Here is a 23,667-nt window from a genome sequence, read left to right on the forward strand (position 1 = left end):
CAATGCTTTGGGGAGAATGAAACTTCCTTTACTTTTTATTATTGAAACTTGCATTTTTTTCTTTTATTGGCTTAAGCCGGAATGAAGAATTATAAGTGCTGACCGATATTGCAGATATATGATCAAAAAACTGCCGCTTCACTGGAAAATAATCTTTGGACTGATTTTGGGTATCTTATGGGCTCTCGCCGGGAGCTGGCTAGGGTGGAATACCTTTACCGAAAACTGGATCGCGCCATGGGGAAGAATTTTTATTGACCTGCTTAAGTTAATTGCAGTACCCTTGGTTTTATTCTCCATTATTGGTGGTATTGTGAGTCTTGGTCATCCCAAAGACTTGGGTAAACTGGGAGGAAAAACCTTACTTTTATATCTGTGCACCACTATTTTGTCTGTCACTATTGGTTTGCTGTTGGTCAACCTGTTTGCACCCGGTAAAACACTGGATAAAGATGTCAGGCTCCAGAATCGAATGAGCTACGAACTCTGGTTAAACGAAAAAGGGCTTTCACCAAAAGATGGCAAATGGTTCTCAAAAGATTCAGCATATGCAGATATTGTAAATGAGGTTTCGCTCCGAAAGGGCTTTGAAGAAACTGATGAAGTTAAAGACCGTTTGAAAACTGCCAAAAAAGCAGGTGAAGATGGACCTTTGGTTTTTCTGGAAGATATGGTTCCGGGTAATATTTTTTCCAGTCTGAGTGACAACCGCAATATGCTTCAAGTTATCTTTTTTGGTATTTTCTTCGGGATTGCTATCCTGTTTATTCCCAGGGAAAAGGTCAGGCCCCTTGTCGGGTTTATTGATTCTGTGGCAGAAGTTTTCCTGAAAATGGTTGATTTGATAATGAAATTAGCTCCTTTTTTTGTTTTTGCTCTCATGGCCGGAATGGTCAATCAAATGGCAGGCAACAACCCTGCACATGTTTTAGAGCTTTTTAAAGGATTAACGTGGTATGCTTTGGTTGTGGCCCTCGGGTTAATTATTATGGCTTTTGTGATTTATCCCTTGGTAATGGGTTTGTTCGTAAAAGGAATATCATACAAGGAATTTCTGAAGGGAATCAGTCCAGCCCAAATGCTGGCTTTTACTACCAGTAGCAGTGCTGCAACCTTACCAGTTACGCTGGAGTGTGTTGAAGAAAACCTCGGCGTTGATAAAAGAGTTTCCAGTTTTGTTTTGCCAATTGGAGCTACTGTGAATATGGATGGAACCAGCCTGTATCAAGCCGTGGCAGTGGTGTTTTTGGCCCAAATGCATTTGGTTGATTTAACACTGGGACAGCAAATGGTAGTGGTGCTCACAGCAACTTTGGCAAGTATAGGTTCAGCTGCTATTCCAAGTGCGGGTTTGGTTATGCTAATGATAGTGCTGACTTCAGTAGGTTTAAATCCGGCATGGATAGGAATTATTTTACCTGTAGACCGCATTCTGGATATGATGCGGACCGTTGTAAACGTAACAGGAGATGCTACAGTAAGCTCCGTTATCGATAAAACCACAAAGATTGAAAAAGATCCCTTTGTGGAGTAAGTTTCTGCAAATGGGAAAAGAAATACTCAAACATGCAGCTTTTCAGGAGATCCTGGTTAAGAAAAACAGGGTGGAACAAACCTGAAAATATACTAGTGTCAAGTCAAGTGTTGAATGTCGGGTAAGCCGCCGCTATTTTTCACCTTGCGCAAAACAACAAAAAAGTAAGCATAGCCGTAGCTACGTGAGTCTTTTTTTTGAGAAGCACAAGGTAGAAAGAGCAAGGCTTGGGCCGCCAGACTATGCTTGACTTGACACTATTGTAAAGTCAAGTGCAGGATGTCGGTTAAGCTGCCGCTATTTTTTACCTTTTGCAAATCAATTTGCGAGTCTTTTTTGACATTAGCTAGTTGACTATATTGCACTCTTCACCCTCTTCCTGAAAAGTATGACTGAAATATTTTACAATACTTGAAGGGAAGGAAAATATAAATGTTGATCCTCTGTTTACTTCTGAATGAAGATTTATTTCACCTCCCAACAAGTCCAGCAAAGCTTTACAAATTGATAACCCCAGGCCGACACCTTCCGGGTTGTCTGTATTTTTCCTCGTATTATTTAACTGGCTAAACCTTTCAAAAATTCGTTTTTGTTGCTCTCTCGGAATCCCGGGGCCGGTATCGAATACAAAAAACGAAATCCTGTCGCTCTTTTTTCTTACCCCAAAACGGATATCTCCCTCATGAGTGACTTTTAATGCATTGGTAATTAGATTGGAAAAGATCTGAAACAACAGAGTTCGGTCACTTTCGATAACAGCATTTTTAAGTTCAAGAGGCAGGTCTTTTTCTAAAAAAAGGCCCAGCTTTCTGGCTTGAGTAAAGTGGGCATTGTAAACCTGGGAAAACAAGGATTCAATCGAAAATGTGGATATGTGTTTCTCTACCAGGTTGGCCTCAAGCTTTGACAAATCAAGAATGTCATTGATAAGAGTCAGCAGTAACTCACTGTTTTCCCTGATGATGGAAATGTATTCATTTCTTTCTCTTGGTGACAATCCTGAATGTTGCAACAATTCGGTAAATCCAACAATCGCATTCATGGGGGTCCGAATTTCATGACTCATATTGGCCAGATAAGCCGATTTCTCCTTATTATCCTTTTCTGCAACTTCTTTTTCTGTTAACAATTTCCTTTTGGCATACGCAAGTGTTGGGATAACTGCTGCAAATAAATAAACAATTACAACAATATAATCTAAAATCCGTTGTTGTTCACTTTCATATGAAACAATTATTTGGGGGTATTGCCATTCCAGAATTAAAAGGAGAACAATATTGACTCCCAATAATAAAGAAATAAGAGGAGAACCAGGTTTTGGGTTAAAATAAATGATTAAAGCCATCAACGCGACAAAAATAATAGGGGAGGGACTTTGAGAACCACCATTATATATCCACATGCCATTGAGTGAGATTAATACGGTTACGAAAAAAGTGCTTATCGCAAATTTTCGAATCCTCCTTTGGGGATGACGGCCGAGAAAAAAAATGGGAATGAATGAAGCAGACATCACTGCTGTCCAGATCGTAACAATGCCATGAAGACCTATCAACAGATTGGTCACCGTACTAACAAAAGTAAACCAAAAGGAAAGAGCAACTGTTACAAGAAAAAAATGTTCGTTGTAACTAGTTTCCTTCGAAAAAGTTCTATTTGCAAGTTTATGTAAATACCATTTAAACATATGGGGTTAAGTATTAAATTCGCCGCAAATTTCTAAAAATATCCTAACAATGTAAAGGTATTTCATTAAAAAAAATTATTTTTGCATTAGAAATTAATAAAAAAGCTTCTTTCGGGGTGTAGCGCAGTCCGGTAGCGCGCGTCGTTCGGGACGACGAGGTCCCAGGTTCGAGTCCTGGTACCCCGACAAAAAAATAAAACACCCTTGTAAAACAATAATTTACAAGGGTGTTTTATTATGAAAAATTTCATGCTATAATTCTCTGAAAAATTAAGCCAATAATTGTTTATTATGATCGGCTCATATGGAAAACCCAGAGAAATAACCAGCAAAAGAAAAAAAGGCAGATATCCTACCGCACAGTTTCACGGGTTTCAGATAGGTTACTCAAAAAGCCATGGTTAAAAAACCTGGCATTGACATCCAGCAATCTAAACCCGTCTCCCGATAAATCATATATTTCAGGGAAGAATTTTACCATGCACATTTTTGCTTCAGAATTTATCCTGTCGACAAATTCTGTGTCTTCACAAAAGTCCGGAAGTTTTTTAACTACAGATTTCATCCGAATGACTTCTTCTTTTTTTCTAAAATCCGGGAAGGAAGCATCTTTATCAATGACTGACTCTGTATAACTTATAGTATTTTCAGCATATAGCACCAAATGTTCCGCCATTTTTTCGCTAAACTCTAAAGTAGGATACCTGTCTTCAATAATTCTACATAACCTGTCAATAAAAAATTCTTTAAATGAGGCATTAAAATCATCAGCTTCCTTAAAACCTTCCAGAATTTTTCTAAACCTATTTTGGCTATCTGAATTTTCCATATTTAAGTATTATTTTACTTCTTTCAAAACAATTTCAATTTAATTAATGTTCAACTAATTTTCAATTGATATCCTGATTTTTATTTAATAATTAGTTGTGGGTATTTTATGAATTTTCTTTCCATCCGCAAATAATCTGTATAAGTTATTGATCTGGTGGCTGCCTGAACGGTTGGCAGGGAACTCGCAAAGTTGATTTTTTACATGCCCTTTTGAAGCTATTGGAGACATACTCCTTTCATTTGTAATAATAATGGATGGTACAAATTTATTTATGCGCAGAAACAAGCAGAAAGATTGATGGAATACTACCGTTTTAGCTGTTTTATTTTCCCAAAATGTTGTTAATTTGCAACGGAAAAACAGGAGAATGAAAACTGTATGATAGAAAAGCTTATATATCTTGAATCAGTTGATTTAGTTGAGTTTTTAGGAGTTAAAAACAGTAAACTCGATTTGATTAAAGCTGGATTCCCCAAATTAAGGATTGTAGCCAGGGGTAATTGGCTCAAAGCCATGGGTGAAGCGGAGGAAGTCGCCGATTTCGAAGAAAAAATCAATCAACTTCTCGAACATTATGAACGGTATAATGTACTCAAAGAAGATTCAATTAATGATATTTTAAAAGGGGAGAGAGTTATTCAGTCTGAAAGTCCGGACGATACCATCCTATTTGGAGTGAACGGCAAACCGATTAAAGCAAGAACTGAAAATCAACGTAAGCTGGTAGAGGCCTATGAGAATAATGATCTGATGTTTGCCGTTGGACCGGCAGGTTCAGGAAAAACTTATACGGCAATTGCTTTAGCTGTGAAAGCCCTTAAGAGTAGAGTTGTAAGACGGATTATTTTAAGTCGCCCTGCTGTTGAAGCAGGAGAAAAACTGGGTTTTTTACCCGGGGATATGAAAGAGAAAATTGATCCCTATTTGCAACCACTTTACGATGCTTTGCAGGATATGATCCCTGCAGTGAAGCTTAAAGAGTACATGGAAAACGGAACAATACAAATAGCTCCTCTGGCATATATGAGGGGGCGTACGCTTAATAATGCTTTTGTGATATTGGATGAAGCCCAAAATACGACGACAAATCAGTTGAAAATGTTTTTGACCAGGATGGGGACTAGTGCCAAGTTTGTTGTAACAGGTGACATTACCCAAATTGACTTGCCAAATCCTATGACCTCCGGATTGGTTCAGGCTATGCGTATTCTTAAAGGAATTAAGGGCATTGAGCGCATTAAATTTTCTGTTAAAGATATTGTCCGACACAGATTGGTGACAGACATAGTTGAAGCTTACGAAAAAGAATAACTCAATATTTTCATATCTATGCAAAACGCTATTGTAAAGACCAACTTTAATTTTCCCCGTCAAAAAGACGTTTACAAAGGGAAAGTTCGTGATGTTTACAACATCGATGACAATTACCTGGTGATGGTAGTTTCTGACCGCATCTCAGCTTTTGATGTGGTATTACCTGAAGGGGTTCCTTTTAAGGGACAGGTGTTAAACCAGATTGCGGCCAAATTCCTTGATGCAACTGCCGATATCGTACCCAACTGGAAGGTGGAAACTCCCGATCCTATGGTAACAGTAGGCCATTTCTGTGAGCCATTCAAAGTGGAAATGGTTATTCGCGGATACCTTACAGGACATGCCTGGCGTGAGTATAAGTCAGGAAAAAGAGAACTTTGCGGAAATCCTTTACCTGAGGGAATGGTTGAAAACCAAAAGTTTGATCAACCTCTCATCACTCCAACAACAAAAGCGGATGTGGGCCATGATGAAGACATTTCACGCGAAGAAATCCTGAAACAGGGATTAGTAAGCGAAGATGATTATGCAATGCTGGAAAAATACACGCGTGAGTTGTTTCAACGTGGTTCTGAAATGGCCGCTGAAAAGGGATTGATTTTGGTGGACACCAAGTATGAATTTGGTAAAAAAGATGGAAAAATTTACCTGATTGATGAAATTCATACCCCTGATTCTTCACGTTATTTCTATGCAGACGGATATGAAGAGCGTTTGAAAAACGGCGAAAAACAAAGACAATTGTCTAAGGAGTTTGTTCGTCAGTGGCTTATTGAAAATGGATTTGAAGGAAAAGACGGACAAAAAGTACCAGATATGAATGAAGCTTATATCAAGGAAGTTTCGGAACGGTACATTGAATTGTTTGAGAAAATTACTGGTGAAACTTTTGAAAAAGCAAAAGCTGAAGATGTCGCCGGAAGAATTGAAAAGAACGTTACAGAATATCTTAACGGCCTTTTAAAATAAACTATTCATATCGACGCAGAGATATCAGGGATTAGAATTTATCGATGGCTTTTGTTTAGCCTCTCTGATATATCTGCGTTTCTTTTTTAAAATTTTACGCTGTGAAACTTTCAGCTAGCAAAAAGATTTCTTTGGCCGGAAAATTATTGCCGGGAATGTTGCCCCTTTTATTATTTGTTGGTGTTGAACTTATTTGGGGAACTACATCAGGATTATTAGCCGCTTTGGGGTTAGGTTTTAGTCAGTTGATTTGGTTTTGGTTCCGCGAAAAAAGGGTCGATAAGTTTATCTTAATGGATGTGGGCTTTCTGGTCGTTTTAGGGGGATTGGCCATATTGTTTGACAATGCCTTACTTTTTAAATTGAAGCCGGTTTTCATCGGTGCTGCTATTTTGCTGCTTATTGGTTATTCGGCTTTTTCCGACCACAATTTGGTAATGATTATGAGCCAACGGTATTTTAAAGGATTGATGACCGGCCCTTTTGAATCGTGGTTAATGCAACAAATGCTGAAAGTTTTTTTCTGGCTAATGGCAGCGCATACCTTTCTTACTCTTGGAGCCGCTCTTTGGATGCCTCATGCCTGGTGGGCAGCAATAAGTGGACCGGGTTTTTATATCTTAGTAGCCTTGTTGCTGGGAATTTCTTGGATTTCGAATCAGCAACGCCGCAAAAAATGGAGTAGGGAGGAGTGGCTTCCCATCGTAGATGAAGAAGGAAAATTACAAGGGCAGGCACCCCGGAGTTTGGTTCATAACGGAAAAGTGAAATGGTTACACCCTGTTGTGCACGTTCAGGTGGTTACCTCAGATGGATTGTGGCTTCAAAAACGTCCAATGCATAAAAAGGTTCAGCCCGGAAAATGGGACACAGCTGTTGGAGGCCATGTGGCCATCAATGAAGATATTCAATCAGCTTTAAAGCGTGAGACCCGTGAGGAAATAGGAATTAATGCCGAAGGAGCTATTCCTGTTGGGCGCTATTTGTGGCGTAGTAAGATTGAGAAAGAATTGGTTTTTGTTTTCGCTAAATCTTTCGAAGAAAAAATTACCCCCAATCCAGACGAACTGGATGGAGGTAGAATATGGACTTTTGAAGAAATAAAGGAGAATATTGGAAAAAGCGTTTTTACACCAAATTTCGAGAATGAGTTTTTAAGGTTTGAAGCTCACTTTTATAAAACTCAGGCTCAGGTTGTTTAGCTTTCTCCTCCCTTCCAAAATTCCTCTTTCTCGATTTTATTGATGCGGCGTTTCAGGTAATCCTTCAATTGGTTGTTATAATGATCAGAATTGGTGGTATCTTCTTCAAACATCTTGAGGGTTACCTTATATTCATTTAGTGCTTGTTCTCTGTCTTTTATCTGATAGTCAAGTACAAACAGTGCTTTCATTCTAATTGAAAGATTAGAGGGATCTGCCTCAAGAATTTCCTGATAGAGCGCTAGTGCCTTTTCCCATCTCATCTGCTTTTCATAAGTTTCAGCTAACTCAGTATTGATCATGACTTTAACCACCAATGGAGTGGAAGCAAGATTCATAGCTGTGTTGAAGTGTTTTTCACTTTCATTTACCAACCCAATTTTTCTACAGCAAATGCCAAGATTAAAAAAGACCAAAAAATCATTGGGATTCTGAAAAGCAGCAATTCTCAATACTTCTTCTCCTTTTATGAATTGGCCGTCTTTTCGGTAACTCATTCCGAGGAATTTGGTAGTAATGAAGGAAGAATCTCCCTTGGTGTATAACTCAGAAAAAAGGGCAATCGATTTTTCTATATTGTCGGTTAAATAAAAGGCTTGCCCTATTAGCCTTCTTAAAGGCTTAGATTGCTGAATTTCAGGATTGTAGTAATTTCCCATGAAATTTAAAGCCTCATTTGCTCTCTCCTTACCAAGAAGTAATTTTCCTGCCTTATAAAGAGTAACAGACTTTGGGATAGTTTCTGCACTCTTTGTATAAAATATCAGAGAACTATCTGTTTTGCCGAGATCTTGATATACTTCGGCTATTGTGTTAAGAAAAAACGTATTTGTACTATCTGCTTTTATAAGTGATTGGAAAACGGGCTTTGATGCTCTAAAGTCACCTTCCTTCTTTAGTATTAAAGCTTTATGAGGCATGTAAACTGAGCTGTCTAGTCCCTGCTTTAGCAAAAGATTTACTAACTCTAATGCTTTATTGTTCTCTGATGTTTTGTAGTATATTTCTTCAAGTTCTTTTACCAATTGAACAGAGGAGGAATCCTCCGAATAGGTTTTCTCCAAAAGGTCAATGGCTCTGTCAATTTTGTACTCTTTCATTAATCGCCTGGCTTTTTCGATGCGCCTGGAGACTATGTCGGGGGATAAAATTTCAGGGGTATTAATCTGAGTAAGGGTGTCAACCGCAGTAACAGTATCAGTTGTGTCAGCATTAATAAATTCTACAGCGGAAGAAAACTGTGAGGTTAGAATCAGGGAAAAAATGATTGTGGAAAGAGTTTTCATAATTAAGGTTTAAGTGAGTAAAAACACCTCCAGACTTATTAATTAAAAAAAATCTGGAGGTAATTCTATAATGAAAATTTTTATTTCTCAGATTTGTCGTTTTCCCCAGCGTTGCTGTCCGATATCCTGAAATTGATGGGAACAGTATAGTTGACACTTACCTTTTCACCTTGAAATTTACCAGGAGTCCATGCAGGAAGACTTTCAACAACGCGAAGAGCTTCCTCATCTAATATAATGTGACCTGAGCTTCTGGCAATCTCAGCATTTTTAACTTCCCCTTTCTCGCTAATTACAAATTTCACATATACCCGCCCTTCGTACTTATTTTTTATTGCCTTTTGAGGGTATTGAGTATTATTTGCCAAAAAAGAACGTAATTTCTGACTTCCTCCCGGGTATTCTGGCATCTCATCTGCCATATTATATACCTTGGTTCCGGAAGTTGATTTGGAAATTTCAACGTTTTCCTGATAAAGGTTATTCACCTCATTATTAGCTTTATTGCAAGACATAAAGCAAATAAAGAATATCATCACTGCTGTAGAGGCAAGAACAATATTACGTCTGGATGGATTGTTATTTTTAGTCATCATGATAAATCGTTTTTTAATGAATGATTTGTGAAAACTATTCACCAGATCCAGACGTTCTCCGGTGCGCTGATAAAGCAACAGCCTTTTGTAGTTAATTAATGGAGTTCCCCGTTTTAATACTTCACGATCCGCCTGGAATTCATGAATTTCCTTTAAACTGCGACTCAGAAACCATACGAAAGGATTGAACCATTGAAAAATAATAACTGATTCAAGCAGAATCACATCCAAAGAATGCCATTTTCGTGAATGAGAAGTTTCATGGGCAATGATTTGTTTTAATTCCTCTTCGCTAAATGTATTCTTTTCGATAAAAATCATATTGAAAAAGGAAAATGGGCTGAAATCGCCTGGCAAAAAAGCTAGTTTAAATCTTCCGTGGTGGACAAATTCGGCAGATTTGGACAATAAGCCAAGTTTTACCAATCCATACACCAGTCTGAACAATAGCAAAATTACTCCGGAAAAATAAAGCAGCTTAACAACATCCCAATTGGTGAAAGGGCTTGTTATTAAAGCCTTTATGTTATTTGAGGTAACTGTTACCGGATCCATCAGCATTGAAATTTTATTGGATTCATTTCCGGATAGAAACCAGTCGGCCGGAGAAAAGGGGAGAATTAGAGCAATAATTAGTCCCCCCAGGATGAAAATGCGGTTGAATGAAAAGGTGGTCCTTCCCTTAAGAAATACCTGAAAAACAAGTACTATTCCCGCTACTAATACCGATGACTCATAAAGCCAGTTTGAAAAACTAATCATTGTCTTTTGTTTTTATTGTTTTCCAATTCCTTACGCACTTCAGCTACCAGATCATCGAATTCATTTAGATCCATTTTGTCGTTTTTTGCAAAAAATGAGACAAGGTTTTTGAATGAATTTTCAAAGTAGTTGCTTATAAAGCGTTTCATAAACTTTCTGGTATACTCTTGTTTGGAAATAATAGTAAAATAAACGTGACCTTTACCCTCAGCAATATGGTCTACAAACCCTTTCCTTTCCAATATGCGCACGATGGTAGATACGGTATTGTAAGCCGGTGCCGGCTCAGGAAGCTGATCGATGATTTGTCTCACTGTGGCATTGTCCATTTGCCATAGCCGGTGCATTATTTGTTCTTCTGCTTTTGTTAGTTCTTTCATGGATTCAACTAAATGTTTAGTTTAAAATTACAACTAAAACCTTAGTTGATCAACCAATTCACTGTTAAATATTATTAAAGGATGATGTGTGCGGATTATGCCTGTATTAAAAACATGGTTGGTTTCTTATGCAAATCAGGTAATTTGCCTTTCCAGGCGGATACTGGTTTGGTTACAATCAATTCCTCGGAAAGTGTAACATTGCAGGCAATACACAATAGAGTATCCGGACGACAATGCTTTAGTATATCCTGGGCCAAAGCGTTGTTGCGATAAGGAGCTTCAATAAAAAGCTGCGTTTGTTTTTCTTTTGTACTTCTGGCTTCCAGATGCTTAATGGCTTTGGTACGCTCAGTTTTGTCAATTGGCAAATAACCGTTGAAAGCAAAATTTTGTCCGTTCATTCCGGAACCCATTAAAGCCAATAGGATAGAGGAGGGGCCAACAAGGGGTACAACTTCAATGTTTTTTTGATGGGCAATTTTTACGATCTCTGCCCCGGGATCGGCTACTCCGGGACACCCTGCCTCGGATATTACACCTATGTCCTGGCCATCTAGTATAGGATTCAGGAAGGAAGCATATTCTTTGGGACCGGTATGTTTATCCAAAACAAAAAAAGAGGAGGCATCAATATCCATATTGCTATCAAGCAACCGCAAGTAACGACGGGCAGTTCGAAGATTTTCGACAATAAAATAGCGAAACTGGCAAGCCATGGCGGCAACCTCCGAGGGTATTGTTAATGCCGTATTTTCATTTCCCAGATGATTGGGAATCATATAGAGTTTTCCCTTCATAATTGTTTTAAATTTGGGCAAAAATAGGGAAATAAAAAGACCTGTGGAACCTTAAGTATGATTAAGAAGTGTCATGATTCCAAAGAAATTAAGATCAGATTTCCACATCTTTCACAAATCGTTATTATATGAAGAAAATTTCAATATATTTATAATACGAGAAGGGAAATTTTCTTTTTAAAAAGCTTCATAATCTTTGTGACCATTTTGTGTTTGCACTTTACAGAATAGAAAAAAAGATGTAGCTTTGATGCCCGGTATGACATTAAAACAGGAAATAGGAAATAAGCCGGTATTTCTGGTGAACAAACACCGAAACGCTTTCTGCATCCGCAGAGTGCTTCGCCATTTCTATTTCGAAGATATTCATATTAAAAGACCTGGTCATTTTATTGATCGGGTCTTTTTTTGTGCAATATTGTTTGGAAACACTATTTTTAAACCATCATAAAGAATACCCATGCTTCAGATGAAGAACCGGAGTTTAGTCTCCATCAATGATTTCAGTAAAGAAGAAATTCTTCACGTGCTAAGACTTGCTGAAGAATTTGAAAAAAATCCCAATCAACCGTTACTTCAGGGTAAGGTTGTTGGAAGTCTCTTTTTTGAACCATCAACACGTACCCGGTTGAGTTTTGAAACAGCCATTAACCGACTGGGAGGCAGGGTTGTAGGTTTTTCTGATTCAGCATCCTCGTCAACAACCAAAGGGGAAAGTCTGAAAGATACCATACAAATGGTAAGCCGATACGCTGATCTTATTGTGATGCGACATCCCCTGGAAGGCAGTGCGCGCTATGCTTCAGAACAGTCTCTTGTACCTGTCATTAACGCAGGAGACGGAGCCAATCAACATCCCACCCAAACCATGTTGGACCTGTATTCCATCCAAAAAACGCAGGGTGGATTAGAAAACCTGAATATTTTCCTTGTAGGTGATCTTAAATATGGAAGAACGGTCCATTCTTTATTGATGGCTCTTTCAAATTTCAATCCTACATTTCATTTTGTATCCCCCGAAGAGCTACGGATGCCCCGTGAGTACAAAATGTTTCTGGAGGAGAATGGGATTCCTTATTATGAACATGGGGAACTTTCGGAAATTATTGATGAGGCAGATATCATTTACATGACAAGGGTTCAAAAGGAGCGTTTTTCGGACCCAATGGAATATGAAAGGGTAAAAAACGCATATGTATTAAGAAAGCAAATGCTTAATAATACCAAAGCCAACATGCGGGTTCTTCACCCATTACCCAGGGTGAATGAAATACATACAGATGTAGATACAAGTCCCAAAGCCTATTATTTTGATCAGGCAAGAAATGGTGTTTTTGCACGCATGGCTATTATGGCCGCCTTAATGGGAATGAAATAAAAGTGGGTTTTATTATTTCTCCATCGAGAGAACAAAAAAATGACTAAAATGGCACATTATAAAGAGCTAAAAGTAAGCGCAATTGAGAATGGGACTGTAATTGACCACATTCCCTCCGAAAACTTATTTAAGGTTATCACAATACTTGGATTAGATAAAATAACCACACAGGTTACTTTTGGAGCCAATCTGGACAGCAAAAAACTTGGACAAAAGGCTATAATAAAAGTATCTGAAGTGTTTTTTGAAGATTATGAAATCAATAAGATCTCACTTGTGGCCCCTCATGCACGGTTAAGTGTAATTAAAGATTATGAAGTTGTTGAAAAACGGGATGTTACCATTCCTGATGCCATTGTGGGAATAGTAAAATGTTTTAATCCGAAATGTGTAACTAATAATGAGGCAATTACAACACATTTCAATGTGATTAATAAAAAGGATGTGGCATTAAGATGTCATTACTGTGAAAAAATCACGACACAGGAAGAATTGAGATTTGAAGCTTCATAGTTTTAAGTTATTTATGAATAAAAAGAAGGCTGACATTTTTTTTAATGTCAGCCTTTCTATTTTTAATTGTTTTTAGCTTCTCCGGATTTCTCTTTTTCTCCGTCATCTTTATCGGAGAATTTTTCCGGCAACGTTTCAATATTAGTTGTTATTTTTTCTTTTTCCTGATCAAAGTCAACTTTTATAATATCACCCTCACTGATAGAGGCCTGAATTATTACCTCAGCCATCTCGTCTTCAAGATATTTCTGAATGGCCCGGCGCAGAGGACGAGCTCCGTACTGAACATCATATCCCTTAGAGGCAATAAAATCCTTAGCTTCATCTGAAAGCTCAAGCTTGTAGCCAAGAGATTCAACACGCTGATAAAGACCTTTTAGCTCAATATCAATAATTTTGCGTATATCATCTTTTTCAAGACTATTGAAGATGACAACATCATCAATACGGTTCAGAAATTCCGGTGCAAATGCCTTTTTAAGAGCTTTCTCGATAACACTCTTGGCGTGATCCGAATCGCTTGGACGATTTCCTGTTGAAAATCCAATGCCACGGCCAAAGTCCTTCAATTCTCTCGTACCAATATTAGAAGTCATTATAATAATGGTGTTTTTGAAATCAACACGGCGCCCGAGACTATCAGTTAATCGACCTTCGTCAAGCACTTGCAGAAGGATATTAAATACATCGGGGTGAGCTTTCTCTATCTCGTCAAGCAATACAACAGAGTAGGGACGACGGCGTACCTTTTCAGTAAGCTGGCCACCCTCTTCGTAACCGATGTATCCCGGAGGGGCTCCAACAAGTCTTGATACACTGAATTTTTCCATGTACTCACTCATGTCAATTCTAATCAATGCATCAGTGGTATCGAAAAGATATTGAGCAAGAATTTTAGCCAAATGAGTTTTTCCAACTCCAGTGGGTCCAAGAAATACAAAAGAACCAATAGGCCTGTTGGGGTCTTTTAGTCCGGCACGGTTTCGTTGAATGGCCTTGACTATTTTCACAATAGCATCATCCTGACCAACCACTTTGCCTTTGAGCTGATCGCCCATTTGCAGTAATCTGCTACCTTCTGCCTGAGCTACACGCTGAACAGGAATACCAGTCATCATAGCTACTACTTCAGCTACTTTTTCAGCATCCACCGTTTCGCGATGTTTTTGAAGTTCTTCTTCCCATTTGGCTTTTGAGTTCTCCAATTCATCAATCAAAGATTTTTCTTTATCCCGGAAACTTGCTGCCAACTCAAAGTTCTGAGCTTTAACTGCTTTGATTTTATTTTCTTTGGTTTCCTCAATTTTTTCTTCAAGCTCAAGAATGGTTTCAGGAACAACAATATTACTTATATGAACCCGGGAACCTGCTTCATCCATGGCATCAATAGCTTTATCTGGCAAGTGCCTGTCTGAAATATAGCGTTCCGTCAGCTTCACACAAGCTCCAATTGCTTCAGGTGTGAAGTTAACATTGTGATGGTCCTCGTATTTCTCTTTAATATTATTGAGAATTTCAACGGTTTCATCAACAGTTGTCGGTTCTATCATTACTTTCTGGAATCGACGTTCCAGAGCACCATCTTTTTCAATGTGCTGGCGATATTCATCCAATGTTGTGGCACCAATACATTGTATTTCTCCTCTGGCTAGAGCCGGTTTCAACATATTGGCAGCATCCAGTGAGCCGGTGGCACCTCCGGCGCCAACAATGGTATGAATCTCATCAATGAATAAAATGATATTGGGATTCTTGGATAACTCGTTGAGAATGGCCTTGATTCTCTCTTCAAACTGCCCCCGGTACTTTGTACCTGCAACAATTGAAGCCAAATCAAGAGTAACCACACGTTTATCAAACAGAACCCTGGATACTTTTTTGTCAATAATCCGCAGGGCCAAACCTTCCGCAATTGCAGATTTACCAACCCCCGGTTCACCGATAAGAACAGGGTTGTTCTTTTTGCGGCGGCTGAGAATCTGAGCCAATCGTTCAATTTCTCTGCCACGACCAACAATGGGATCTAAACGGCCTTCCTCTGCTGCACGGGTGATGTCAATACCAAAGTTGTCCAATACCGGAGTGTCAGAACCGGGTTTTCCGGAACCTGATTTTCCTCCTTCATGGCCACCTCCGCCGCCACCCTGATTAGAGAAGGGAGAGTCAGAATCATCATCATCCGGAAGTTGGGCTTTCCCTTGGGGGGAGGCCTTTTCAGCCATAGACCTCAGTTGGTCATATTTTACGTCGTAATCCTTCATAATTTCAGAAATTGTACTGCCACTATCTTTTAGCAGGGCCAGCAAAAGATGTAGCGTGTTAACTTTTGGACTTTTCAGGGCCCTGGCTTCCAAGTGAACAAGTTTCAAAATTTGTTCCGTTGACTTTAAAAGAGGTAACTGGTCCTTTTGGTTCAACGGAGTGTGTTCTTTTATTCGTCTTTCAATAGTATCACGTACTTGTTCAAAATCAACATCGAGTTGGTCCAATACCTTTCCAGCTTTACTTTCAGGGTCATTTAGTACCCCAAGCATCAAATGCTCAGGAGCCAAAAAAGGATTTCCAAGTCTGGAGGCTTCCTGGCGACTAAAATTAAGGACTTCTCGTATTTTAGATGAAAAGTTTAAATCCATATTTTTCCTTTCTCCTAGTTTTGGTTGTTCGGGAATTCAATTCAAAAACTGTGCTACACATTATAACAGTGTCATAATTGCAGAGTTTATTTATATTTCAAAAATACTATAAAATGAGCAAAACTCCCAAGATAGCGTAGCCTTTAAAAAACAGGCCCGGTTGTTTTACTGTTCGGGGGGAAATGATTAATTTAGGGCGGCAAAAAAATTGGCCCTAATGGGAGGCCTTTTTTTTATTTCAGACTCATCTAAAGACTATTTAAATGGCTGATGGAGAAAGAATAATTAAAATTAACATTGAAGAGGAAATGCAATCGGCTTACATCGATTATTCGATGTCTGTCATCGTTTCCCGCGCCTTACCCGATGTTCGGGATGGTTTAAAACCTGTACACCGGCGTGTACTATACGGAATGCATGAATTGGGAATGTCTCCTACAAAACCTTACAAAAAATCGGCAAGGATTGTAGGAGAGGTACTTGGTAAGTACCACCCTCACGGGGATTCCTCGGTATACCATGCTATGGTAAGAATGGCTCAGCCCTGGTCTATGCGTTATATGCTTGTTGACGGACAGGGTAATATGGGATCTGTCGATGGAGACAGTCCGGCAGCTATGCGTTATACTGAAGCACGCATGAACCGTCTTTCAGAAGAAATGCTCGGAGATATTGAAAAAAATACGGTTGACTATCAGTATAACTTCGACGATTCGCTGAAAGAACCAACTGTATTGCCAACTCGTATTCCGGCACTTTTGGTAAATGGCACATCAGGTATTGCTGTAGGTATGGCAACCAACATGCCTCCTCATAATCTTGGAAATTCGATTGATGCCATTGTGGCATACATTGATAATCCTGAGATTGAAATTGAGGAATTAATTAAGGTTATACAAGCGCCTGATTTTCCGACCGGTGGTACTATTTATGGTTACCAGGGGGTTAAAGATGGTTATGAAACAGGTCGTGGACGAATTGTTATCAGGGCTAAATCGGAAATCGAAACTGATAAAAACGGGCGTGAGAAAATTGTAATTACCGAGATCCCATACATGGTCAATAAAGCTGAACTTATTGTTAAGATAGCTGACCTTGTTAATGAAAAGAGGGTTGAAGGTATTTCAAATGTCAACGATGAGTCGGACCGTGAGGGAATGCGTATCGTAATTGATCTGAAGAAAGATGCTATTGCCAATGTTGTGTTGAATCATCTTTATAAATACACAGCCCTTCAGTCTTCGTTTGGTGTTAATTGTATTGCACTTGTACATGGTCGTCCACAGCTTCTCAATTTAAAAGGAATTGTCCAGAATTTTGTTGAGCACCGCCACGATGTCGTGACCCGCCGTACTCAGTTTGAACTGGATCAAGCTGAAAAAAGAGCTCACATCCTTGAGGGATTAATTATCGCCAGTGATAATATTGACGAGGTCATTAAAATTATCCGTGCCGCTCAAAGTCCTGACGAAGCGAGGGCAAAATTGATTGAACGCTTTGAACTTACTGATATTCAAGCCAGGGCCATTGTTGATATGCGACTTCGACAACTCACCGGACTTGAACAGGATAAGCTGAGAGCTGAGTACGAATCATTGCTGAAAGAAATCGATCGTCTCAAAGATATCCTGGCCAGGGTTGAATTGCGCATGGAGATTATAAAAAATGAAATGCTTCAGATTAAAGAGAAGTATAATGATCCCAGACGTACAGATATCGTTTATTCTTCTGAAGAATTCAATCCTGAAGATTTTTATGCCGATGAGCAAATGATTATTACCATTTCTCATATGGGATATATTAAACGTACCCCTCTGGCTGAATTCCGCACTCAACACAGAGGTGGAGTGGGTGCCAAGGGAAGTACAACTCGTGATGAAGACTTCATTGAACACATTTATCCTGCTTCAATGCATAATACAATGATGTTCTTCACCAAACGCGGACGTTGTTTCTGGCTGAAAGTCTACGAAATTCCGGAAGGAAGCAAAAATTCAAAAGGTCGTGCCATTCAGAATCTATTGCAGATAGATCCGGATGACACTGTCAAGGCTTTTATCAGGGTTAAAAAGCTAAATGACGAAGATTTTATTAATTCTCATTATATCATGATGGGAACCCGAAAAGGGGTCATCAAAAAATCATTGCTTGCAGATTATTCACGTCCGCGTCAATCCGGTGTAATTGCTATAAGCATTCGTGAAGATGATGAGCTTATTCAGGCACGTTTGACAAATGGAGAAAGCGAGATTCTAATGGCAACAAGGTCGGGGCGCGCTATTAGGTTTAACGAATCTCACGTTCGCTGCATTGGCCGTAAGGGGCTGGGAGTGAGGGGTGTTTCCCTTGACTCAGACGCCGACGACGTTGTTGGCATGGTTTGTGTAAAAGATGAAAACGACGATATTCTTGTTGTTTCAGAAAAAGGATTTGGAAAACGTTCCAGCCTTGACGATTACAGAATTACCAATCGCGGAGGTAAAGGTGTTAAAACCATGCGAATTTCTGAAAAAACAGGAGATTTGATTACCATCAAGAGTGTCAATGACGACAATGATCTGATGATTATTAATCGCTCTGGCGTTACCATCCGCGTTGCTGTAGAAGATATACGTGTTACTGGCCGTGCGACTCAGGGGGTTCGACTTATCAATCTTGATAAGAAGCAGGATATGATTGCGTCAGTTGCAAAGGTATTGTCTGAAGAAAAGCTGGATGAAGATATTACAGAATCTGGAATCCTTGAAAAACAATCAGATGATGCAGATGATGAGAATGGAGATAAGGAAGAAAAATCATAAATTAATATTGTAATTCCACTCAAAAACAGATAACAATGAAAAAGCTATTAGTTTTTGCACTTGCGATTTTTGCAGTAGCAAGTGTTCATGCACAAAAAAGTAAAGTTAATGCTGCCGAAGCCTATATCGAAAACGGTGATATTGATGCAGCTGGAGAGAGAATGGAAGAGGCCTATACGCACAAAAGATCTAAAGATTGGCCAAAAACTTATATTGTAGCAGCCAAACTTGCTGCCGCTAAATATAAGAAAGAGAATGACATCCAACTGCTTAAAGATGCAGTTGATCATTACATGAAAGCCATTGAACTAGACAAGGCTGATAAGGGGCGCTTTGAAAACGAAATCAAAGTTGCTTTGACATTCTTTCTGAATGAATTGACCAATGCCGGTATCGAAGGTTTTAATAACCAGAACTATGAAAATGCAATGACAGCATTTGAGAATGTGCTGAAAGTAAATAACCTGGACATGTTCCAGAAGGATAACCCAACGGTTGATACCGCCATTATCTATAATACCGCATTGGCAGCATACAATGCAAAAAAATGGGATACCGCCGCCAAGTATTTGGAAGAGTCAATTAACTATGACTATGGTGGAGGAGATGCTGTTTTACTTTTGCACCAGGTATATGGTACAATGGGTGATTCCACTAAAATGGCTGAAAACCTTCAAACAGGATTTGAAAAATATCCGGAGGACGATCGATTGCTTACTCAATTGATCAATTACTATCTGGAGACTCAGCAGAATGAAGAAGCTATGAGCTATTTGAATCAAGCTGTAGAGAACGATCCTTCAAATCCAACTTACTATTATGCAAGAGGAGTTTTGTATGATCAAAGCCAAAAATATGATAAGGCTATTGAAGATTACAAAAAAGCCCTTGAAAAGGATGAGGCTTACTTTGATGCCTTATATAATTTAGGTGTGATTTATTATAATAAAGCCATTGAGCAAATGAATGTTGCAAACGATGAAACTGATCATGCCAAATTTAAAGAAGAAAAAACCAAAGCGGACAGTTTGTTTAAAACTTCATTGCCTTACATGGAAAAAGCTCATGAAGTGAAGCCTGAAGAAAGAGCTGTTTTGGAAAGCCTCAAAGGACTTTATTACCGTTTCGAGATGAATGATAAATACGATGAAATTTCTGCTAAACTTGATTCAATAACAGGAGGAGCAGGTTCTAATTAATCGCAGTAATATCATTATTATTAAAAAATACGGGTTGGATTTCAGCCCGTATTTTTTAATACTTAAAATTAACATAATGTAAATTATAAGACAGGGGAAAAGAAATTAATCAGAGAGAAAATTCATAGTAACAGTAACTCAGTACCCGCAGCCATTAAAACCATTGGGATATTAAGAAAAAATCCGAAAACTCGCTTCGCTCATAAAGTTGGGATTTCTACACGTAATAGACCCTGATTTTCTTGACGGTATTTTCTTAATGCGAATTTAGGCCTTGTCCGAAGCAATATTCATGTAAAGCAATAACTTTCAAAAAGTTATTAAAATCTAAACCCTTTTAACCGGACACCAGAGTTAAAATATATAATAATCGATTGATTTCAAAAAAGCAGATATCAGGAAAATATTGCTATTCACTTGTGATTGAGTTAAGCCTGGTGGGACGATTACTGATTTCATGCACTTTTCCCCTTTCTGCTTCGTTGAGGCTTTTAACCGTAGTCAAGGTTATGCTTGGCAACCCCCACCTTGCATAAAGAAAAAAATCACATAAAATTCTAGTAAACCAATTTAATAAATGTCACTCTAGTGTCAAGTCAAGTGTAGAATTTCGGGTAAGCTGCTGCTATTTTTCACCTTGTGCAAATCAACAAAAAAGTAAGCATAGCCGTAGGCTACGTGAGTCTTTTTTTGAGAAGCACAAGGCAGAAAGAGCAAGGCTTGGCCCGTCAGACTATGCTTGACTTGACACTAGTCCCAGGAACTTGCCAGATCCAGCAAGTTGTAGTCAGGCCATTCAGGCATTTGTCTGATGGCACGATCCATCATCCGACGAATATCAGATGATAGCATTGGGCCTTTCCAAGTGCTGCTATTGAAAAGGATAACATAAGATACACCATCATCACGACGAACCATTAAAGCGGATGTACCCGCTAAAGTACCAGTTCTGTACCACGAATGCTGTTTAATTCCCCTCCAGCCAATAGGATCTAAGTAAGCCTTCTGGGGGGTAGTCATTTTATCAATAGATGCCTGATTGAGAATATCATCCGGGAGATTCATGCCGTCAATAGCAAGCATAAATTTAAGCAAATCAGTTGAGGATGCTAACCAACCTCCGGCAGGCCCCAGGGTTTCAATATCATTGCCTCCATAGCAACGTTGTACTCTAGAATCGCTTTGATGGTCCTTCACTAAATATGTATCAGCCGGTTCATAATATTTAACTTCAAGTTCTGCACGATCAGTGAGATAACTGCCACCAAGTCTCATATCAAAAATTCCCAGTGGATACAGGATATTTGTCTTGATATATTTTTCATACCCTTCTCCACTAACCTTTTCAATGACCTTACCTAAAATGGCATAGCCCAGGTTTGAATAGGAAGATCGGGTACCTGGCTTAAAGTGAAGACGTTTACCTAACATGAACTGAATAATATCTTCTGCATCAACAGGTAAATCCTTTTTGAGGCCACGCGCCACAGCATGGGGAATAAACATGGGATCTCCCCACCTATTAGTCCAGCCACCGGAGTGGTTCAGCAGATGAATCACTTTGATGTCTTCTACTTTTTTATCAACATAGAAATCGAATGGAGCTTCATTAAGAATACCATCAGGTCCAAAAACATTATCATCCAAACTCAACTTGTGTTGCTCTGAAAGCTTCATTATTCCGGCAGCAGTAATGAGTTTGGAAACGCTGGCCACCCTGAATAGATGATAAGGTTCAATTCGAATTCGGTTATTTTTATCGGCCCAACCATATCCTTTAGAAAAGACCATTTCTCCATCTTTAGCAATTGCCACTGAGGCTCCAGCCATCTCGTTCCGCTGTAAAAACCGTTTGACCGAATGATCTATTGAGGAAAAAACCGGATCATCGGAGAAGAAACCGGAAATGCGTAATGAAGTAGCCACCGGCTCCGGAGGTGTAAAGTCGGTACCAAACGACTGGATTGACGGGCCTGTGATATATTTAGATGCAAGTCCTATCAAAAGACCTGCTATAATCAAAGATAGTTTTACTGATCCTTTCATAACATTAAATTATAACCGAAAAAAACTGCTGCCAGCAATCTTTCCAACTTCTCTTCGCGATCTATTATCTTTTCAACTAAAAACAGTATTTCGGATATAATGACCTAAATTCATTATAAACTCTGTGAAGATGTTATCTACAAAAATAATGTTTTAAACAAAACAAGACATAACATCCTCTAAAAAAATTCTACGGATCCTTTCCAAAAAGGTTTCTTTGTTTTGATTAATAAACCTGTAATAAGCAACCACAACTAGTTATCATAATTCAGGGCGTTAGAACTTAATCAATGATTACTTCTCTAACAAAGGATAAGAGCAAAACAAAATCACGCTCTTTAGGGCACTCGAAATTCACAATATTTTCTTGTTTGATGCTAGTTTCTAGTTGCTTAAGGAGTGAGAATGCTGATATGAAAACCTCTGAAAGTTTCCAACCAACAAAAACAAAAGACCGTTGTATATTTTGAGTAATGGAAAATTGTGGTTCTACAGCCGGACTTTTTCATTTGTCTTTTACCAGAAAGGAAAAAGGTCGGATCAACCGAAAAAGAAAAATTAATACAAGTGGAATAAATTCAGCAGGAATATACTGTTGTGAAAAAGGTAATGATATCAAAAAGATCAAAAGAAATAGAGTTTGAAGTTTTTTTATGGCGTTTACAATTGTATTATTACCATTTGTAACCAAGAAGAACCATATTGGATTTACCCAAAGCAAGTTCCAATTAGATCCTGTGACAAAATGATCTGAAATAAAAGCCAAATAAGTAACCACAAGCCCGCCTACACCACCTACCAGAAAAAGTGGTATATCCAGCCATTTAAGGCGTCCAATATATCCCGTATGCTCACCAAGAGACAAGATAATAACAACTATTGCCAGAAACCAGATAATCAATACCGGAGAGAGTTGCTCTGATTTTATTACGCTCTTATCAGAAAAGTCAAGAATCAATTCAGTACCTTTTACAAGACCCTTTTGGGTTCCATTCATCGAAAATTGAATTCCGGAAAATTGCTCCATGAGGTAATCCGGGAGAAACATAATGGTCAAAGAATCGGTCCTTGCATCTGCAGGAGCACCAAGTATTAAATCAATTCCTAATTTAGTCCAGGGTTTTGAATTTAGATAAGGATGTATTGCATCCCTAAAAGAAAGATTATCTGCAGGCAATTGTACTGTGAAATCCGGTTTTCCAGGTAACTGTTCTATTACAGCAAAAGCAACTCTTGTGGCACAATTATCGTAAAAAAAGTCGTATTTATACGCCCTGTTTTCAGGTTGGGCATTTTCTATTAGAGATTCAAAAATATCTTGTTTTTGCTGAGGTGACAGTGCCAGTTCTTGTTCCCAAACAGATCTTCCTTCTACAAAATATTCGCGCATAAATCTCTTAAAGCTCGATACAGACAACATATAATCGAGACTGCCATGTCCAAACTTTAAATAGAAAAATGGAGTGTTGAAATCGAATGTCCCGTAATTAAAGGCCAGATCTATTTCGTTCTTTGGATCAGAAACCCTGATGGCAGAGTGCCCAAAGACAGAATACAATTCTTCCCCTGGTGCGCATGTAAGTATAGAAATTTCAGCTTTATCAGATAAGCTAACAGTATTGGATGCTGCCTTTAATCCGCTTACAAGCGAAAAAAAGATTAAAAGGGTAAATATTGGTTTATGCAAAACAAGTATCTGTTTAGTTTTGTAATTAGCTGCTTGTTACATTGGTAA

General features: G+C 38.7%; 17 protein-coding genes and 1 tRNA gene. 9 read left to right on the forward strand and 9 right to left on the reverse strand.

The genetic code is table 11. From position 1 onward, the window contains the following. Nucleotides 1-118: 118 nt before the first annotated feature. On the forward strand, nt 119-1,534 hold the full coding sequence (locus tag DDZ16_RS06695) for a dicarboxylate/amino acid:cation symporter (protein ID WP_109263671.1): 1,416 nt from the start codon (nt 119-121) through the stop codon (nt 1,532-1,534). Nucleotides 1,535-1,880: 346 nt separating this feature from the next. Here the strand turns inward: DDZ16_RS06695 and DDZ16_RS06700 are convergent, their stop codons facing one another. Further along, nucleotides 1,881-2,936, reverse strand: a complete 1,056-nt coding sequence (locus DDZ16_RS06700) for a sensor histidine kinase (protein ID WP_232526576.1) — start codon at nt 2,934-2,936, stop codon at nt 1,881-1,883. 397 nt (nt 2,937-3,333) lie between these two features. Here DDZ16_RS06700 and DDZ16_RS06705 point away from each other — a divergent pair. Next, a tRNA-Pro gene (locus DDZ16_RS06705) sits at nt 3,334-3,407 on the forward strand. A gap of 166 nt (nt 3,408-3,573) precedes the next feature. On the opposite strand, the gene DDZ16_RS06710 is transcribed toward DDZ16_RS06705, so the two are convergent. Continuing rightward, a complete protein-coding gene (locus DDZ16_RS06710) occupies nt 3,574-4,050 on the reverse strand; it encodes a hypothetical protein (protein ID WP_109263673.1) in 477 nt (158 codons plus the stop codon). Between the two features lie 381 nt (nt 4,051-4,431). Here DDZ16_RS06710 and DDZ16_RS06715 point away from each other — a divergent pair, with 381 nt between their 5' ends. From DDZ16_RS06715 to DDZ16_RS06725, 3 genes are all read left to right on the forward strand, one after another. Next, nucleotides 4,432-5,364, forward strand: coding sequence for a PhoH family protein (locus DDZ16_RS06715; RefSeq protein ID WP_109263674.1), 933 nt, complete (start codon nt 4,432-4,434; stop codon nt 5,362-5,364). Between the two features lie 18 nt (nt 5,365-5,382). Beyond that, entirely contained in the window at nt 5,383-6,336 is a 954-nt protein-coding gene (locus tag DDZ16_RS06720) for a phosphoribosylaminoimidazolesuccinocarboxamide synthase (protein WP_109263675.1), read from the forward strand. A gap of 101 nt (nt 6,337-6,437) precedes the next feature. Then, nucleotides 6,438-7,538 carry an NUDIX domain-containing protein gene (locus tag DDZ16_RS06725; RefSeq protein ID WP_232526577.1) on the forward strand — a complete coding sequence of 367 codons (1,101 nt, stop codon included), beginning with the start codon at nt 6,438-6,440 and terminating at the stop codon, nt 7,536-7,538. On the opposite strand, the gene DDZ16_RS06730 is transcribed toward DDZ16_RS06725, so the two are convergent. The 4 genes from DDZ16_RS06730 to DDZ16_RS06745 form a co-directional block, all read right to left on the reverse strand. Next, entirely contained in the window at nt 7,535-8,824 is a 1,290-nt protein-coding gene (locus DDZ16_RS06730; protein WP_109263676.1) for a tetratricopeptide repeat protein, read from the reverse strand. The genes DDZ16_RS06725 and DDZ16_RS06730 overlap by 4 nt on opposite strands. Before the next feature lie 80 nt (nt 8,825-8,904). Beyond that, nucleotides 8,905-10,182 carry a M56 family metallopeptidase gene (locus tag DDZ16_RS06735; RefSeq protein WP_109263677.1) on the reverse strand — a complete coding sequence of 426 codons (1,278 nt, stop codon included), beginning with the start codon at nt 10,180-10,182 and terminating at the stop codon, nt 8,905-8,907. Then, nucleotides 10,179-10,562 (reverse strand): BlaI/MecI/CopY family transcriptional regulator, encoded by a 384-nt coding sequence (locus tag DDZ16_RS06740; RefSeq protein ID WP_109263678.1) that lies wholly within the window; start codon nt 10,560-10,562, stop codon nt 10,179-10,181. The genes DDZ16_RS06735 and DDZ16_RS06740 overlap by 4 nt, the downstream gene beginning before the upstream one ends. Nucleotides 10,563-10,657: 95 nt before the next feature. Continuing rightward, nucleotides 10,658-11,362: an SAM-dependent methyltransferase gene (locus DDZ16_RS06745; protein WP_109263679.1), complete on the reverse strand. Its 705-nt coding sequence runs from the start codon at nt 11,360-11,362 to the stop codon at nt 10,658-10,660. A gap of 460 nt (nt 11,363-11,822) precedes the next feature. Here DDZ16_RS06745 and pyrB point away from each other — a divergent pair, with 460 nt between their 5' ends. Continuing rightward, nucleotides 11,823-12,740: an aspartate carbamoyltransferase gene (gene pyrB / locus DDZ16_RS06755; RefSeq protein WP_109263681.1), complete on the forward strand. Its 918-nt coding sequence runs from the start codon at nt 11,823-11,825 to the stop codon at nt 12,738-12,740. Nucleotides 12,741-12,788: 48 nt separating this feature from the next. After that, complete coding sequence (gene pyrI, locus DDZ16_RS06760; RefSeq protein ID WP_109263682.1) at nt 12,789-13,253, forward strand: aspartate carbamoyltransferase regulatory subunit; 465 nt, start codon at nt 12,789-12,791, stop codon at nt 13,251-13,253. Nucleotides 13,254-13,315: 62 nt separating this feature from the next. Here the strand turns inward: pyrI and DDZ16_RS06765 are convergent, their stop codons facing one another. Continuing rightward, nucleotides 13,316-15,886, reverse strand: coding sequence for an ATP-dependent Clp protease ATP-binding subunit (locus DDZ16_RS06765; RefSeq protein ID WP_109263683.1), 2,571 nt, complete (start codon nt 15,884-15,886; stop codon nt 13,316-13,318). 263 nt (nt 15,887-16,149) lie between these two features. On the opposite strand from DDZ16_RS06765, the gene gyrA reads away from it, so the two are divergent. Next, nucleotides 16,150-18,687 (forward strand): DNA gyrase subunit A, encoded by a 2,538-nt coding sequence (gene gyrA / locus DDZ16_RS06770; protein ID WP_109263684.1) that lies wholly within the window; start codon nt 16,150-16,152, stop codon nt 18,685-18,687. Between the two features lie 35 nt (nt 18,688-18,722). Beyond that, nucleotides 18,723-19,886, forward strand: a complete 1,164-nt coding sequence (locus tag DDZ16_RS06775) for a tetratricopeptide repeat protein (RefSeq protein ID WP_109263685.1) — start codon at nt 18,723-18,725, stop codon at nt 19,884-19,886. 750 nt (nt 19,887-20,636) lie between these two features. On the opposite strand, the gene DDZ16_RS06780 is transcribed toward DDZ16_RS06775, so the two are convergent. Both DDZ16_RS06780 and DDZ16_RS06785 read right to left on the reverse strand, forming a co-directional pair. Then, entirely contained in the window at nt 20,637-21,932 is a 1,296-nt protein-coding gene (locus DDZ16_RS06780; protein WP_109263686.1) for a serine hydrolase domain-containing protein, read from the reverse strand. Between the two features lie 505 nt (nt 21,933-22,437). Further along, nucleotides 22,438-23,619 carry an Lnb N-terminal periplasmic domain-containing protein gene (locus DDZ16_RS06785; protein ID WP_232526578.1) on the reverse strand — a complete coding sequence of 394 codons (1,182 nt, stop codon included), beginning with the start codon at nt 23,617-23,619 and terminating at the stop codon, nt 22,438-22,440. Between the last annotated feature and the right edge of the window lie 48 nt (nt 23,620-23,667).

It is taken from the genome of Marinilabilia rubra, from assembly GCF_003121985.1.
Taxonomy (GTDB): Bacteria; Bacteroidota; Bacteroidia; order Bacteroidales; family Marinilabiliaceae; genus Marinilabilia; species Marinilabilia rubra.

Coding starts and splice junctions, on each gene's coding strand:
- DDZ16_RS06765 (WP_109263683.1), bottom strand. CDS start 15,886: ATGGATTTAAACTTTTCATCTAAAATACGAGAAGTCCTTAATTTTAGT.
- DDZ16_RS06745 (WP_109263679.1), bottom strand. CDS start 11,362: ATGAAGGGAAAACTCTATATGATTCCCAATCATCTGGGAAATGAAAAT.
- pyrI (WP_109263682.1), top strand. CDS start 12,789: ATGGCACATTATAAAGAGCTAAAAGTAAGCGCAATTGAGAATGGGACT.
- DDZ16_RS06780 (WP_109263686.1), bottom strand. CDS start 21,932: ATGAAAGGATCAGTAAAACTATCTTTGATTATAGCAGGTCTTTTGATA.
- DDZ16_RS06700 (WP_232526576.1), bottom strand. CDS start 2,936: ATGTGGATATATAATGGTGGTTCTCAAAGTCCCTCCCCTATTATTTTT.
- DDZ16_RS06735 (WP_109263677.1), bottom strand. CDS start 10,182: ATGATTAGTTTTTCAAACTGGCTTTATGAGTCATCGGTATTAGTAGCG.
- DDZ16_RS06720 (WP_109263675.1), top strand. CDS start 5,383: ATGCAAAACGCTATTGTAAAGACCAACTTTAATTTTCCCCGTCAAAAA.
- DDZ16_RS06715 (WP_109263674.1), top strand. CDS start 4,432: ATGATAGAAAAGCTTATATATCTTGAATCAGTTGATTTAGTTGAGTTT.
- DDZ16_RS06695 (WP_109263671.1), top strand. CDS start 119: ATGATCAAAAAACTGCCGCTTCACTGGAAAATAATCTTTGGACTGATT.
- pyrB (WP_109263681.1), top strand. CDS start 11,823: ATGCTTCAGATGAAGAACCGGAGTTTAGTCTCCATCAATGATTTCAGT.
- gyrA (WP_109263684.1), top strand. CDS start 16,150: ATGGCTGATGGAGAAAGAATAATTAAAATTAACATTGAAGAGGAAATG.
- DDZ16_RS06775 (WP_109263685.1), top strand. CDS start 18,723: ATGAAAAAGCTATTAGTTTTTGCACTTGCGATTTTTGCAGTAGCAAGT.
- DDZ16_RS06730 (WP_109263676.1), bottom strand. CDS start 8,824: ATGAAAACTCTTTCCACAATCATTTTTTCCCTGATTCTAACCTCACAG.
- DDZ16_RS06710 (WP_109263673.1), bottom strand. CDS start 4,050: ATGGAAAATTCAGATAGCCAAAATAGGTTTAGAAAAATTCTGGAAGGT.
- DDZ16_RS06740 (WP_109263678.1), bottom strand. CDS start 10,562: ATGAAAGAACTAACAAAAGCAGAAGAACAAATAATGCACCGGCTATGG.